Here is a 14,703-nt window from a genome sequence, read left to right as displayed (position 1 = left end):
ACTAGGGGTTCATCGCCAGGGGCGCGACGAACGGCGGGGACAAGGGCACATCGGCGCTTGCCGGCGGCGTGCCATCGAGAAACTTCTCGGCGTAGTGGCAGGCCACCAGCCGCTCGTCGAGCGCGCGCAGCAGGGGCCGCTCCTCGCGGCAGCGCTGCGCCGCGTGCGGGCAGCGCGTGTTGAAGACGCAGCCCGAAGGCGGATCGAGCGGCGACGGCAGCTCGCCCTTGAGCACGATGCGCTGGCTGCTGAGCCCGGGCGTGGACGCCAGCAGCGCCTGCGTGTAGGGATGCAGCGGCCGCGCGAAGATGCGTGCCTTGGGGCCCTGCTCCACCGCATGGCCGAGGTACATCACCAGCACGTCATGCGCGATGTGCCGCACCACGCCCAGGTCGTGCGAGATGAAGAGATACGCCAGGCCCAGCTCGGCCTGCAGGTCGGCCAGCAGGTTCAGCACCTGCGCCTGGATCGACACGTCGAGCGCCGACACCGGCTCGTCGGCCACCAGCAGGCGCGGCTCCAGCATGAGCGCGCGCGCAATGGCGATGCGCTGGCGCTGGCCGCCCGAGAACATGTGCGGATAGCGGTTCGCATGCTCGGGCCGCAGGCCCACGCGCGCCAGCATCTCGCGCGCCTTGGCGGCCCGCTCGGGCTTGCCGAGCGCGGTGTTGATGGCGAGCGGATCCTCGAGCACGGCAGAGATCTTCTTGCGCGGATTCAGCGAGCCATAGGGGTTCTGGAACACCAGCTGCACGGCCTGGCGCAGTTCGCGCCGGTAGGCGGGCGGCGGGTTCACCGCATCGTGGCCGGCCAGCACGAGCTGCCCCGCCGTGGGCTTTTCGATCAATGCGACCATGCGCGCGAGGGTCGATTTGCCGCAGCCCGATTCGCCGACCACCGCGAGCGTTCGGCCGCGCTCGATGCGAAACGAGATATCGCCGACCGCGCGCAACTGCGCAGGCGCGCGGAACATGCCGCGCCGCACGGCATAGGTGCGCTGCAGGTTGCGCGCCTCCACGACGACGTCGCCGATGGCATCGCCGCCGACACGCCCGCTCATGGCAGCGTCTCCACGGCCTGCAGCCGCGGCCGGTCGGCCTCGATGGCCGCCATCCGCCCGGGTTCGCCGAGCGGGAAATGGCAGCGCACCTCGGCGCCGGGCTGGGACGCCACCGCGCGCAGCGCCGGCCGCACGTTGCAGGCCTTGGTCGTCACATAGCTGCAGCGCGGCGCGAACAGGCAGCCGGCCGGCCGGTCGTGCACGCCCGGCACCACGCCCGCGATGGTGGCAAGCCGTCCTTGGGGCGCCGCGCGCTCGGGCAGCGCGGCCAGCAGGGCCTCGGTGTAGGGATGCTGCGGATCCGCGAAGAGCCGGTCGACGCGCTGCTGCTCCATCACCTGGCCCGCATACATCACGGCAATGCGCTGCGCCATCTCGCTGACCACGCCCATGTTGTGCGTGATGAGGACCAGCGCCATGCCGCGCTCCTTCTGCAGCTCGCGCAGCAGGTCGAGGATCTGCGCCTGGATCGTCACGTCGAGCGCGGTGGTCGGCTCGTCGGCGATCAACAGGCGCGGATTGCAGGCAATGGCCATCGCGATCATCACGCGCTGGTTCATGCCGCCCGAGAGCTGGTGCGGATAGCTGCCCAGGCGCGACGATGCGGCCGGTATGCCGACCTGCTCGAGCAGCTCGGTCGCGCGCTTCATCGCTGTGCGCCGGTCCAGATGAAGATGCAGCCGCAGCGTCTCCATCAGCTGGAAGCCGATGGTGAAGCAGGGGTTGAGGCTGGTGGTGGGCTCCTGGAAGATCATGGCCACCTCCTTGCCGACCAGCGCGCGGCGGGCCTTGTCGGAGATGCCGAGCAGCTCCTTGCCCGCAAAGCGCATGTGCTGCGCGCGCACGCGGCCCGGAAAGCCCACGAGGCCCATCAGCGCCATCATCGTCACGCTCTTGCCCGAGCCCGATTCGCCGACGATGCCGAGCACCTCGCCCTCCTCGAGCGTGAGGCTCACGCCGTCGACGGCGTGCAGCACGCCGCCTTGCGTCGGAAACTCGACGTGCAGGTCCTTGATGTCCAGCAGCATGTTCATCGCTTGAGCTTCGGGTCGAGCGCATCGCGCAGGCCGTCGCCGAGCAGGTTGAAGGCCAGCACGGCCGCGAGGATCGCGAGCCCCGGGAAAGTGACGACCCACCAGGCGCGCAGCACGAACTCGCGCGCATCGGCCAGCATCGTTCCCCATTCGGGCGACGGCGGCTGCGCGCCCAGACCGATGAAACCCAGCGCCGCGGCATCGAGGATGGCCGTGGAGATGCCGAGCGAGGCCTGCACGATCAGCGGCGCCGCGCAGTTGGGCAGCACTTCTCGGAGCATCAGGCGCAGCGTGCCGGCGCCGCTCACGCGCGCGGCGGTCACGTAGTCGCGCGAAATCTCGGCAATGACCGCGGCGCGCGTGATGCGCACATAGTGCGGCAGCACGACGATGGCCACCGCGACCATGGCGTTGATCAGCCCCGGCCCGAGGATCGCGACGATCACGATGGCCATCAGCAGGCTCGGCATCGTGAGCACGATGTCCATCAGCCGCATGATCGCGATCTCCAGCACACCGCGAAAGAAGCCCGCGACGAGACCGAGCACCACGCCGACGACCACCGACAGCGCCACCACCGCGATGCCGATGGACAACGACAGCCGCGCGCCGTACATCAGCCGCGAGAGAATGTCGCGCCCGATGGCGTCGGTGCCCAGCAGATAGCTTGCGGAGCCGCCCTGCTGCCATGCCGGCGGCAGCAGGAAGACGGCGCTGTTGGTCTCGTTGGGCGCATGCGGCGCGATCCACGGCGCGAACAGCGCGACCAGCAGCAGCAGCGCGACAGTGGCAAGGCCGATCACCGCGCCGCGGTTGGCCGAGAAGGCGGTCCAGAATTCGCGCCAGGGACCGGGGGCTGACCCCCCGGCGCTGCCCGAAACTGCGTGTGTCGTTGCCATGGGATCGGTCAGTGCCGGATGCGTGGATTGATGACGCCGTAGGTCACGTCGACCAGCAGGTTGACCAGCATCACGATGCCGCCCAGCAGCAGCATGCCGCCCTGCAGCACCGGATAGTCGCGCCGGCCGATGGCCTCGATCAGCCACTTGCCGACGCCGGGCCACGAGAAGATGGTCTCGGTGAGGATCGCGCCCGTGAAGAGCACGCCCACCTGCAGCCCGATCACCGTGACCACCGGAATCAGCGCGTTGCGCAGCGCATGCAGCCCCACCACGCGAAGGCGCGAGAGGCCCTTGGCGCGCGCGGTGCGGATGTAGTCTTCGCCCAGCACCTCGAGCATGGCCGAGCGCGTCATGCGCGCGATGACCGCGAGCGGCACGGTGCCGAGCACGATGGCCGGCAGGATCAGGTGATGCAGCGCCGACCAGAAAGCGCCGGTGTCGCCGGCGCGCAGCGCATCGATCAAGAGGAAGCCCGTTTCAGGCTCGACGAAGTACTGCACCGAGATGCGGCCCGACACGGGCGTCCAGCCCAGCTGCACCGAGAAGAACAGGATCAGCAGCAGCCCCCACCAGAAGATCGGCATCGAATAGCCGGTGAGCGAGGTGGCCATCACGCCATGGTCGAAGATGGAATTGCGCCGCACCGCCGCCAGGATGCCCGCCGGCAGCCCCAACAGCAGCGCAAAGACGATCGCGCACGCGGCAAGCTCGACCGTGGCAGGGAACAGCGCGAGGAATTCGCTGGCCACCGATTCCTGCGTGATGAGCGACTTGCCGAGATCGCCATGCAGCACGCGGCCGATGTAGATGCCGTACTGCACGATCACCGGCTTGTCGAAGCCGTAGGCCGCGCGCAGCTGGGCATGGCGCTCGGGATCGATCCCGCGTTCGCCGGCCATGGTTTCGATGGGATCGCCCGGCACCAGCCGGATCAGAAAAAAAGCAAGCAGCGTCATGCCAACGAAGGTCGGCACCAGCAGGCTCACGCGCGTGAGGAGGAAGCGAAGCATCGACCCGCAATATGCAAGATCGATGCCGCGGCCCTACCCGGGCCGAACCCTTACTTCCGGGCGTCGCGCAGCTCGCGCCGCAGGATCTTTCCGACCGGCGTCTTCGGGAGATCGGTACGAAACTCCACGATTCGCGGCTGCTTGTAACCCGTAAGGTTTGCTCTGCAATATTCGCGCACCTGCGCTTCGGTCAGCGACTCGTCCTTCTTGACGATCACCAACTTGACGGCCTCGCCGGTCTTGTCGTCGGCCACGCCGACCGCCGCGCATTCGAGCACGCCAGGAATCTGCGCCACCACGTCCTCGATCTCGTTGGGATACACGTTGAAGCCCGAGACCAGGATCATGTCCTTCTTGCGGTCGACCACCTTGAAGTAGCCGCGCTCGTCGACCATGCCGATGTCGCCGCTCTTGAAGTAGCCGTCGGGCGTCATGACCTTGGCGGTCTCGTCGGGGCGCTGCCAGTAGCCGGCCATCACCTGCGGTCCCTTGATCGCGATCTCGCCGGGCTGGCCCGGCGGCACTTCGCGGCCCTCGTCGTCGAGCAGCTTGAGCCAGGTGCTCGGCAGCGGCAGTCCGATGGTGCCGGTGTAGGCCTTGCTGTCGGTGGGGTTGCAGGTGGCCGAGGGCGAGGTTTCGGACAGGCCGTAGCCCTCGCAGATCGGGCAGCCGGTCTTTTCGAGCCAGAGCTTCGCGACGGCCGCCTGCACGGCCATGCCGCCGCCGACCGACACCTTGAGGTTCTTCCAGTTGACGGTGTTGAAGTCCGGGTGGTTGGCCAGCCCGTTGAACAGCGTGTTGACCGCGGGAAAGCTGTGGATCGTGTGCTTGGACAGTTCCTTGAGCACGCCCGCGAGGTCGCGCGGGTTGGGAATCAGGATCAGCTTGCCGCCCGTGCGCATGTTCAGCATCATGCCCACGGTGAAGGCGAAGATGTGATACAGCGGCAGCGCGCACACGCTCGTGGGCTGCTCGCCCGCCGGCACCTGCGCCATCGCGGGTTCGTTCCAGGCTTCGGACTGCAGCACGTTCGCAATGACGTTGCGGTGCAGCAGCACCGCGCCCTTGGAGACGCCGGTGGTGCCGCCGGTGTACTGCAGCACGGCCACGTCGTCAGGGCCGATGGCCGGCAGCTGCAGGGTGCGGCCCGCGCCCTGGTCGAGCGCATCGTTGAAGCGCACCGCGCCCGGCAGGCTGTAGTGCGGCACCAGCTTCTTCACGTTGCGCACCACGTAGTTGACGAGCGCGCCCTTGAGGAAGCCGAGCCGGTCGCCCATGGCGGCGAGCACGATGTGCTTGATGGGCGTGGCCGCGATGCACTGCTGCAGCGTGGTGCCGAAGTTCTCCATGATGACGATGGCCTTCGCGCCCGAGTCCTTGAGCTGGTGCTCGAGCTCGCGCGGCGTGTACAGCGGATTCACGTTCACCAGGATCAGGCCGGCACGCAGGATGGCCGAGACCGCGATCGGATACTGCGGGCAGTTGGGCATCATGACCGCGACGCGGTCGCCCTTGGCCAGCCCCAGCCCCTGCAGGTATGCGCCGAAGGCCTTGCTGAGCTTGTCGGTCTCCGCATAGCTGACGTCCTTGCCCATGAAGCTGTAGGCCGTGCGGTCGGCGTACTTGGCAAAGCTCTCCTCCATGAGCCCGACCAGCGAGGAATACTGCGAAGCGTCGATGTCGGCGGGAACGCCTTGCGGATAGCTGCTGAGCCAGGGGCGGTCGGTCATGGGTATGTCTCCTCGGAGTCGCGTGTTTTGAAACGACAGCGGCGCACAGGTGCGCCGCGGTGATGATCTGGCCCGCACTGCGCGGGTGCGGACCTTGGGCCTATTCGATGGCCTTGCCCATATCTTCCACTACTTTCTTCGCATCCCCAAAGACCATCATGGTCTTGTCCATGTAGAACAGCTCGTTGTCCAGGCCGGCATAGCCCGCCGCCATGGAGCGCTTGTTCACGATCACCGTCTTGGCCTTGTAGGCCTCCAGGATGGGCATGCCGTAGATCGGGCTGCCCTTGGTGAGCGCGGCCGGGTTCACCACGTCGTTGGCGCCCAGGATGATCGCCACGTCGGCCTGGCCGAACTCGCCGTTGATGTCTTCCATCTCGAACACCTGGTCGTAGGGCACCTCGGCCTCGGCCAGGAGCACGTTCATGTGGCCCGGCATGCGCCCGGCCACCGGGTGGATCGCGTACTTCACGGTAATGCCCTTGTGCGTGAGCTTCTCCGCGAGTTCCTTCACCGCATGCTGGGCGCGCGCCACCGCCAGGCCGTAGCCCGGCACGATCACCACCGTCTCGGCATTGCCCAGCACGAAGGCCGCGTCGTCGGCGCTGCCGCTCTTGACCGGCCGCTGCTCCTTGGCGCCGCCGGCCGCGCTGACCGCCTCGCCGCCGAAGCCGCCCAGGATCACGTTGAAGAACGAGCGGTTCATGGCCTTGCACATGATGTAGCTCAGGATCGCACCCGAAGAGCCCACCAGCGAGCCGGCCACGATCAGCATCGCGTTGTTCAGGCTGAAGCCGATGCCCGCGGCCGCCCAGCCCGAGTAGCTGTTGAGCATCGACACCACCACCGGCATGTCGGCGCCGCCGATCGGGATGATGATGAGCACGCCCATCACGAAGGCCAGCGCCAGCATCGCGAAGAAGGCCGGCCAGCTTTCGGTGAACATGAACACCAGCCCCAGGCCGATCATGGCCAGGCCGAGCACCAGGTTGAGCATGTGCTGGCCCGCGAACTGCACCGGCGCGCCCTGGAACAAGCGGAACTTGTAGGTGCCCGAGAGCTTGCCGAAGGCGATGACCGAGCCGCTGAAGGTGATGGCGCCGATGGCCGCGCCCAGGAACAGCTCGAGCCGGTTGCCCGCGGGAATGGGCGCTCCCTTGGCGATGCCTTCGAGCATGGCCGCGGGTTCGACCACGGCCGCGACCGCGATGAACACCGCCGCCAGGCCGATCATGCTGTGGAAGAAGGCCACCAGCTCGGGCATCTTGGTCATCTCGACCGTCTTGGCGCGGTAGGCGCCGTAGCCGCCGCCGGCCACCAGCCCCAGCAGCACCCAGGCCAGGCCCGTGAGCTGGCCGCCGGCCAGCTTGTAGATCAGCGCACCGGTGGTGACCACCGCGATGGCCATGCCGGCCATGCCGAAGAGGTTGCCGCGGATCGAGGTGGTGGGGTGGCTCAGGCCCTTCAGGGCCTGGATGAAGCAGACGCTGGCAACCAGGTACAGCAGCGTGACGACGTTCATGCTCATTGCGAGGCTCCCGCTTCGGCCTTGGGTGCGGCCTTCTTCTCTTTCTTCTTGAACATCTCGAGCATGCGCCGCGTGACCAGGAAGCCGCCGAAGATGTTCACCGCCGCGAGCGCCACCGCGAGCACGCCCATGGTCTTGCCCAGGGGAGTTTCGGTGAGCGCGGCCGCCAGCATGGCGCCCACGACCACGATCGCCGAGATCGCGTTGGTCACGGCCATCAGCGGCGTGTGCAGCGCGGGCGTGACGGTCCACACCACGTGGTAGCCCACGTAGATGGCCAGCACGAAGATGATGAGGTTGATGACGGTATGGGAAACGGGATCCATGGTTTTTCTCCTCGCGTGACCGCTTATTGCTTCGTGACCTGGCCGTCCTGCGCGACGCGGCAGGCGGCGACGATGTCGTCCTCGAGGTCGATCTTGAGCGCGCCCTCCTTGGTGACGATGAGCTTGAGGAAGTCGAGCACGTTGCGCGCATAGAGCGCCGACGCATCGGCCGCCACCAGCGCCGGCAGGTTGGTCTCGCCGACGATGGTCACGCCGTGCTTGACCACCGTCTTGTCGGCCTCCGACAAGGGGCAGTTGCCGCCCACCCCGTCGGGGCCCTTGCCGGCCGCGATGTCGACGATCACGGAGCCCGGCTTCATGGCCTTGACCATGTCCTCGGTGATGAGCGTGGGCGCGGCGCGCCCGGGGATGAGCGCGGTGCTGATGACGATGTCGGCCAGCGCCACGCGCTTGGCCACCTCGACCTGCTGGCGCGCGAGCCAGCTCGCGGGCATGGGCCTGGCGTAGCCGCCGACGCCCACGGCGGCTTCCTTCTCCTCGTCGGTGTCGTAGGACACCTCGATGAACTTGCCGCCGAGCGACTCGATCTGCTCCTTCACGCTCGGGCGCACATCGGAAGCCTCGATCACGGCCCCCAGGCGCTTGGCGGTGGCAATGGCCTGCAGGCCCGCCACGCCCACGCCCAGGATGACGACGCGCGCCGCCTTCACCGTGCCGGCGGCGGTCATCAGCATCGGGAAGAAGCGCTGGTACTTGTCGGCCGCGATCATCACGGCCTTGTAGCCCGCGATGTTGGCCTGCGACGAGAGCACGTCCATGCTCTGGGCGCGGGTGGTGCGCGGTGCGGCTTCGAGCGCGAAGGCCGTGAGCCCGGCCGTGGCCAAGCGCTGCAGCCCCGCGGCATCGAAGGGGTTGAGCATGCCGATGACCACGGTGCCGGGCTTCATGAGCGCGGTTTCGGCATCGGTGGGCGTGCGCACCTTGAGCACCATGTCGGCCCCGAAGGCGCCTGTCGCGTCGGTAATTTCGGCACCGGCGGCCTGGTAGGCGGCATCGGTGACGCTGGCGGCAATGCCGGCCCCGGACTGCACGCGCACGGTGTGCCCGGAAGCGGCCAGTTTCTTCACCGTCTCGGGCGTTACGGCCACGCGGGTTTCGCCGGCCATTGTCTCGGCAGGCACGCCTATCAGCATAGAGATCTCCTCAGGGCAAGGGCAATACGGGAACGCGGCCAGAGCTTACAGCAAGATTACGGCTGCGCTGTCGCCAAAATCCACCGCCTGTTCGCCGCTTGATGACCGTAGTCATTGCATGTGTAGCTATATAAATGGTAGCGATGCGGCGACATCGGAACCGGCACGCCCGTACATGGGTTGTTTCCCCAGCAGTTGGGCTTCCACGCTTCGGCGTGCCCGGCCGCCAAGCAGCGACGTCCGGCAACCCTTGTCGTCAATTAGCACGTATTTGTTTGCAATTGCCATCAACTCCTAGAAAGATACCTTCATTTCGTGTATTAGTTACGTGAAGGCTTTTTCCGAAGACGCAGATAGATACACTTCTTTCACTCGAAAGCCCGCAGAGGCAAATTTGGCAGGAAGAAGGGGATGCAATGCGTATTGCAGTACTTGATCACGAGCCCGATCAGCTTCAGCTGATCGCCCAGGCGATGTCGGGGCTCGGCCACGAATGTCACTCGTACACCGAAGGGCGCCCTTTGCTCCAGGCGCTGCGCCGGCAAACCTTCGATCTTCTGATCCTCGAATGGAGCCCGCCGGACATGCGCGGCCTCGAGCTCGTGAAGACCGCCCGCAACGAGCGGCGAAGCCGCGCACCCATTCTTTTCGTGACCACGACCCGCGACGAGACCGCCGTGGTCGAAGGGCTCAATGCGGGCGCCGACGATTTCATGGTCGCGCCGGTTCGCACCACCGAGCTCGAAGCCCGCGTCAATGCGCTGCTGCGCCGGTCCTATCCCGCGCAACACGAGACGGAACTGGTGTTCGGCCCTTATCACTTCTACCCACCCGCGCGCGTCCTCAAGGTGAATGGCGCGACGGTCGAGCTGAAGAATCGCGAATACGCGCTCGCGCTGTTCCTGTTCCAGAACCTCGGCCGGCTGCTGTCGCGCGAGCATCTGCACGAGGCGGTGTGGGGCGTTGGCACGGCGGCGCTGTCGCGGTCGCTGGACACCCGCATCTCCCGCCTGCGGACCAAGCTGGGCCTCGGGCCCTCGAGCGGCTTCCTGCTGCTGGCCATCTATGGGCTGGGCTACCGGCTCGAAGTGGTCGACGCCAGCACGCACCCGGAAAGCCTCGTGCGCTAGCCGGGCCTCACGGGAATCTCCGCCCCGATACGGGCTCCAAACGGCTTCGGGCTCCTGTGGGCCTCACAAGGAACGAAGTCGATGCAAGTTCTCACGAGGCTGCTGCTGGCCGCCGCACTGTGCTGGGGCGCCTTCGGCACGGCCGCCGCGCAGGATGTGGAAGCCAGCGCCATGGTGCAGGGCGGCATGCAGGCCATCCGGATGATCGACCAGGGCAGGACCGGCGAGCTCTGGGACGGCGCTACGGCCGCCACCCGCAAGCGCATCGCGCGCGCCGACTTCGCCGCCAAGGTTTCCAGCAGCCGTTCACCGCTGGGCGCGCCGCTGCAGCGCACCTGGGTGGCGGTCAACCGCCGGGCCGTGGCCGACCCTGATGCCGAAACGGCCGGCCAGTATGTCAGCATCGAGTACGAGACCCGTTTCAGCAACAAGCCGGATGGCACACTGCGCGAACTCGTGAGCTTTCACCTCGACCGCGACCGCATCTGGCGCTTCAGCGGCTACGCGCTGCATTAAGACAAAGGGCCCAAGACCATGACGACCCCGCGCTGGAAACCCAACGTCACCGTGGCCGCCGTGATCGAGCAGGACGGCCGCTTCCTGCTGGTCGAGGAGCACACGGCCCAGGGGCTCAGGCTCAACACCCCGGCGGGACACCTCGACCCGGGCGAATCGCCGATCGAAGGCTGCGTCCGCGAAACCCTCGAGGAAACCGCCCATGCCTTCACGCCCACCACGCTGGTCGGCATCTACATGGCGCGCTCGAGCCACCGCACAGGCAGCAAGGAAGACGTGACCTATCTGCGCTTTGCCTTTGCCGGCACGCTCGGCGCGCAGGAAGCGGGCCGCGCCCTCGACAAAGGCATCGTGCGGACGGTCTGGATGAGCGCCGACGAGATCCGCGCCTGCGTGCCGCGGCACCGCAGTCCGCTGCTGCTGCAGTGCGTCGAGGACCATCTGGCCGGCAAGCGGTATCCGCTCGACCTGATCCACGTCCACGAATCGGTGCGCTGACAGGCCCTAGACGATGACCCCGCCGCCAAGGCAGCGCTCGCCGTCGTAGAGCACGGCCGACTGCCCCGGCGTGACGGCCCATTGCGGCTCGCCGAAGCGCAGGCTGAAGCCGGCTGCGGCGCCGCCTTCTTCCAGCTCGCAGGCTGCGTCGGCCTGGCGGTAGCGCGCCTTCGAGCCGTAGCGGCCCGGCACGGGCGCCTCGCCCGAGACCCAGCTCGCATCGCCGGCCGCCAGCGCCGAGGACAGCAGCCAGGGATGGTCGTGGCCCTGCACCACCCAGAGCGTGTTCTTCTCGACGTCCTTGCGCGCCACGAACCACGGCGAGTGGTCGCCCGAGCCGCGCTGCGCGCCCTTCTCCTTGACGCCCCCGATGCCCAGCCCCTGGCGCTGGCCCAGCGTGTAGAAGCTCAGGCCCTGGTGCTCGCCGAGCTTGCGGCCGCGGTCGTCCCTGATGGGGCCCGGCTCCTTCGAGATGTAGCGGTTGAGAAACTCGCGGAACGGCCGCTCGCCGATGAAGCAGATGCCGGTCGAATCCTTCTTCTTCGCGTTGGGCAGGCCGATCTCTTCCGCGATGCGGCGCACCTCGGTCTTGTGCAGCTCGCCCACGGGAAACAGCGTCTTCGACAGCTGCGCCTGGTTCAGCCGGTGCAGAAAGTAGCTCTGGTCCTTGGAGGGATCGAGCCCCTTGAGCAATTCGTGCTTGCCGGTGGCCTCGTTCCGCCGCACGCGCGCGTAGTGGCCGGTGGCGATCTTCTCGGCCCCCAGGCGCATCGCATGGTCGAGGAAGGCCTTGAACTTGATCTCGGCATTGCACAGAACATCGGGGTTGGGCGTGCGGCCGGCCTTGTATTCGCGCAGGAACTCGGCGAACACGCGGTCCTTGTAGTCGGCCGCGAAGTTGACGTGCTCGATCTCGATGCCCAGCACGTCGGCCACGCTGGCGGCGTCCACGAAGTCGATGTTCGACGAGCAGTATTCGCTGTCGTCGTCGTCTTCCCAGTTCTTCATGAAGATGCCGACCACCTCGTGCCCCTGCTGCCTGAGCAGGTGCGCCGTGACCGCGGAATCGACTCCGCCGCTCAGTCCCACCACGATCCGTTGCTTTGCCATAAGCCCGCCATTGTCCCAGCCCGGCGCCCGGGCGGCCGGCGTGGGGGAATCAGGCCTGGCTGCGCAGGCCGGCCAGCAGCTCGTAGGAGCGCAGCCGCGCCGCGTGGTCGAACACCTGCGAGGTGATCATCAGCTCGTCGGCGCCCGTGCGCTCGATGAAGGCCTGCACGCCTTCGCGCACGCGGGCAGGCGAGCCCACGGCCGAGCACGACAGCACCGAATCGAGCAGCGCGTTCTCCGCCGGGCCGACCTTCTGCCGATAGCCCTCGACCGGCGGCGGCAGGCGCCCCGGCCGGCCGCTGCGCAGGTTCACGAAGGCCTGCTGCCACGAGGTGGCGCGGAATTCGGCCTCTTCGTCCGTGTCGGCCACGAACACGTTGAAGCCCAGCATCACATGGGGCTTCTGCAGTTGCGCCGACGGCTTGAAGGTCTCGCGGTAGATCTGGATCGCCTGCATCAGCTGCTGCGGTGCGAAGTGCGAGGCAAAGGCGTAGGGCAAGCCCAGGTGCGCGGCCAGCTGGGCGCCGAAGGTGCTCGACCCGAGGATCCACACCGGCACCTCGAGCCCCGCGCCCGGCACCGCGCGCACGGGCTGCTGGGGCGCCTTGGACATGAAGTCCATGAGCTCGACCACGTCCTGCGGAAACTGGTCGGCATCGGATTCGAGGTTGCGGCGCAGCGCGCGCGCCGTGCGCTGGTCGGAGCCGGGCGCACGGCCCAGGCCCAGGTCGATGCGCCCCGGATACAGCGACTCCAGCGTGCCGAACTGCTCGGCGATCACCAGCGGCGAATGGTTGGGCAGCATCACGCCACCGGCGCCGATGCGGATCGTCGAAGTGCCGGCGCCCACGTAGGCCAGCAGCACCGCGGTGGCTGCGCTTGCGATGCCCGGCATGCCGTGGTGCTCGGCCAGCCAGTAGCGCCGGTAGCCCAGCTTCTCCCCGTGCTGCGCGAGCGAAAGCGAGTTGCGGAACGACTGCGCGGCGTCGCTGCCTTCGGTGATGGGGGAAAGGTCGAGGATCGAGAACGGAATCATGGGCCGGATGATGGCGCGATCCGGCGATCCCTGCTCGTGCAAGCCATTGCCCGCTCTGCTAGGGCTGGCCGGCGCCCGGCTAGGGGCTTCGCTTGCGCCACTGGCCCAGGTCGGCCTCGATGCGCTCGTTGATGTTGCCGCTCCATTGGGCGCCGAAGCCGGCCGCGCGCAGCAGCTCGACGATGCGCCGGCCGACCGCGACGGTGTTGGCCTCGCGCTGGTCGATCTCGGGAATCATGCCGCCGCTGAACGCCAGGTAGAGGCGGCCGGTGCGCACGGCGGCGTCGAGGTCCTGCGCGTGATAGAAGCAGCAGCCGCGAATGCCCGAGGCCAGCCGGCCGGCGGCGCGCCACTGCTCACGCACGTCGTCATGCCCATCGGCCAGCGAGTTGCCGGCGCGGTGCAGCGCAATGATCTTCTCGCTGCGCAGCTGGGCGAACACCGCTTCGAGGCGGTCGTATTCGGTCTGGGCGGGCCAGGAAGCCTCGGCGGCGCGCTTGGCGGCGCAGGCGCGCGCCGCCTCGGCCTTGACCCAGGCCCGGTCTTCGGCCGTGAGCTCGTCGGGGTCGAGGTACTCGTCGGTGATCATCCATTCGATGTCGCCGTCGGGGTGAAAGCCGCACCACGCCAGGCCGTGAATGCGTGCGCGCGTGTCTTCGGGGTCGAGCGTGAGGGCCATGCGTGCTCGGTTCAACCCGCCAGGCATGCGAAGGCATCGGCTTCGAAGCGGCCGGCGGCGTCTTTCAGAACCAGGGTGCAGCTCACGTTGTGGGTATCTTGCGGATGGGGGGCCATCAAAGCCGCGTCGGCCAGCCCCGCCGCGGCGGGCACCATCGTACCGGGCTGCGGCCAAAGCTCGATGTCCGCCCGCAGAGGCGGCGGCCGATTTGTAAGGCAAAAGCATGTGCCTGCGTGGCAAATCAACCACGCCCGGGCTGCGGCCAGCGCGTCCGAGGCGGCCAGCGCGGCAAAGAGCCGGCCCATGCTTTCGCATGGCCGGCTTTTTGGAGGATTGGCGCTCGCCGAGCGCCGGGACCGTTTTACAGCGGCAGTGCGTCGCCGCGGGCAGCAGCGCGGGCTGCGGCGCGCACCGTGGCGCGGTCCACCGTGCTGGCGACGATCGGGGCGACGCCCGACGACGCGCCTTCGGCGTACGGATCGGCGCTGCGGGCCGCGACAGCGGCTTCTGCACGGACCGCATCGCGGCTGGTCGACGAAACGAACACCTGGGCCGGGCCTGCATTGGCGCCGGTGGCGTACGGGTTGGCGCTGTGCGCGGCAGCCACGGCCTGGCCGGCGACGTCGGCGCGGCTGGCCGCCGAGGTCAGCTGATGCACGCCTTCGTAGGTTTCGGCGTGGGCGGCACCGGCGACGGCCATGAGGGCAACAGCAACGGCGGAGAGGATCTTCGAGGCGGTCATTTTGATTTCCTTCAATTCAGTTCAGTTTTGACTTTGGATGATTTCGAACCGGTCTTGGGTGGGTCACCGTCCCGTCGGGGGCGGCCACCTCGCTCGGGGCCCTGTTCACCCAGATCGGCTTGGGGGCCGGTCTGTGAGATGAATTGTGCGCCGTCTTCTACGTAAAAACCCTTAGCAAAAGGAACCGCGGCGTTCACGGAAAGGAAACAATCGCAGCGCCAAAGCGGTGGACCGGGGCCATGGAGATG

Annotated in this window: 16 protein-coding genes; 3 read left to right on the top strand and 13 right to left on the bottom strand. The window is 67.7% G+C overall.

All coding sequences use genetic code 11. The annotated features are described in order from the left end of the window. Position 1: 1 nt before the first annotated feature. The 8 genes from EJO66_RS14260 to EJO66_RS14225 all read right to left on the bottom strand — a co-directional run bounded on the left by EJO66_RS14260 (position 2) and on the right by EJO66_RS14225 (position 8,744). Entirely contained in the window at positions 2–1,060 is a 1,059-nt protein-coding gene (locus EJO66_RS14260) for a peptide ABC transporter ATP-binding protein (protein ID WP_124958481.1), read from the bottom strand. Then, a complete protein-coding gene (locus EJO66_RS14255; protein WP_124958480.1) occupies positions 1,057–2,094 on the bottom strand; it encodes an ABC transporter ATP-binding protein in 1,038 nt (345 codons plus the stop codon). Before EJO66_RS14255 ends, EJO66_RS14260 begins: the two co-directional genes overlap by 4 nt. Further along, positions 2,091–2,993, bottom strand: coding sequence for an ABC transporter permease subunit (locus EJO66_RS14250; protein WP_124958479.1), 903 nt, complete (start codon positions 2,991–2,993; stop codon positions 2,091–2,093). The genes EJO66_RS14255 and EJO66_RS14250 overlap by 4 nt, the downstream gene beginning before the upstream one ends. An 8-nt stretch (positions 2,994–3,001) precedes the next feature. Continuing rightward, the gene (locus EJO66_RS14245) at positions 3,002–4,006 is read right to left on the bottom strand and encodes an ABC transporter permease subunit (RefSeq protein WP_124958478.1); all 1,005 of its coding nucleotides are present in this window, start codon (positions 4,004–4,006) and stop codon (positions 3,002–3,004) included. 50 nt (positions 4,007–4,056) lie between these two features. Then, complete coding sequence (locus tag EJO66_RS14240) at positions 4,057–5,736, bottom strand: long-chain-fatty-acid--CoA ligase (protein ID WP_124958477.1); 1,680 nt, start codon at positions 5,734–5,736, stop codon at positions 4,057–4,059. Between the two features lie 100 nt (positions 5,737–5,836). Further along, on the bottom strand, positions 5,837–7,264 hold the full coding sequence (locus EJO66_RS14235; RefSeq protein ID WP_125965460.1) for an NAD(P)(+) transhydrogenase (Re/Si-specific) subunit beta: 1,428 nt from the start codon (positions 7,262–7,264) through the stop codon (positions 5,837–5,839). Further along, a complete protein-coding gene (locus EJO66_RS14230) occupies positions 7,261–7,590 on the bottom strand; it encodes an NAD(P) transhydrogenase subunit alpha part 2 (protein WP_012745555.1) in 330 nt (109 codons plus the stop codon). The genes EJO66_RS14235 and EJO66_RS14230 overlap by 4 nt, the downstream gene beginning before the upstream one ends. A gap of 23 nt (positions 7,591–7,613) precedes the next feature. Beyond that, complete coding sequence (locus EJO66_RS14225) at positions 7,614–8,744, bottom strand: Re/Si-specific NAD(P)(+) transhydrogenase subunit alpha (protein WP_125965459.1); 1,131 nt, start codon at positions 8,742–8,744, stop codon at positions 7,614–7,616. Between the two features lie 416 nt (positions 8,745–9,160). On the opposite strand from EJO66_RS14225, the gene EJO66_RS14220 reads away from it, so the two are divergent. The 3 genes from EJO66_RS14220 to EJO66_RS14210 all read left to right on the top strand — a co-directional run bounded on the left by EJO66_RS14220 (position 9,161) and on the right by EJO66_RS14210 (position 10,888). Continuing rightward, a complete protein-coding gene (locus tag EJO66_RS14220; RefSeq protein WP_125965458.1) occupies positions 9,161–9,874 on the top strand; it encodes a response regulator transcription factor in 714 nt (237 codons plus the stop codon). An 81-nt stretch (positions 9,875–9,955) separates the two neighbouring features. Beyond that, positions 9,956–10,390: a DUF4019 domain-containing protein gene (locus EJO66_RS14215; RefSeq protein WP_124958473.1), complete on the top strand. Its 435-nt coding sequence runs from the start codon at positions 9,956–9,958 to the stop codon at positions 10,388–10,390. Positions 10,391–10,408: 18 nt separating this feature from the next. Next, complete coding sequence (locus EJO66_RS14210; protein WP_125965457.1) at positions 10,409–10,888, top strand: NUDIX hydrolase; 480 nt, start codon at positions 10,409–10,411, stop codon at positions 10,886–10,888. Between the two features lie 6 nt (positions 10,889–10,894). Here EJO66_RS14210 and mnmA read toward each other — a convergent pair whose 3' ends face one another. The 5 genes from mnmA to EJO66_RS14185 form a co-directional block, all read right to left on the bottom strand. Beyond that, entirely contained in the window at positions 10,895–11,998 is a 1,104-nt protein-coding gene (gene mnmA / locus EJO66_RS14205) for a tRNA 2-thiouridine(34) synthase MnmA (RefSeq protein ID WP_124958471.1), read from the bottom strand. Between the two features lie 49 nt (positions 11,999–12,047). Next, entirely contained in the window at positions 12,048–13,034 is a 987-nt protein-coding gene (locus tag EJO66_RS14200) for an LLM class flavin-dependent oxidoreductase (RefSeq protein ID WP_124958470.1), read from the bottom strand. Positions 13,035–13,113: 79 nt separating this feature from the next. Then, positions 13,114–13,713, bottom strand: a complete 600-nt coding sequence (locus EJO66_RS14195) for a DUF6891 domain-containing protein (protein ID WP_124958469.1) — start codon at positions 13,711–13,713, stop codon at positions 13,114–13,116. 11 nt (positions 13,714–13,724) lie between these two features. Then, positions 13,725–14,018, bottom strand: coding sequence for a hypothetical protein (locus EJO66_RS14190; RefSeq protein ID WP_124958468.1), 294 nt, complete (start codon positions 14,016–14,018; stop codon positions 13,725–13,727). Between the two features lie 56 nt (positions 14,019–14,074). Further along, complete coding sequence (locus EJO66_RS14185; RefSeq protein ID WP_021005154.1) at positions 14,075–14,455, bottom strand: hypothetical protein; 381 nt, start codon at positions 14,453–14,455, stop codon at positions 14,075–14,077. Positions 14,456–14,703: the final 248 nt, after the last annotated feature.

Source organism: Variovorax beijingensis (genome assembly GCF_003951285.1).
GTDB classification, from domain to species: domain Bacteria; phylum Pseudomonadota; class Gammaproteobacteria; order Burkholderiales; family Burkholderiaceae_C; genus Variovorax; species Variovorax beijingensis.
This window is presented reverse-complemented; position numbering and strand designations above follow the sequence as displayed.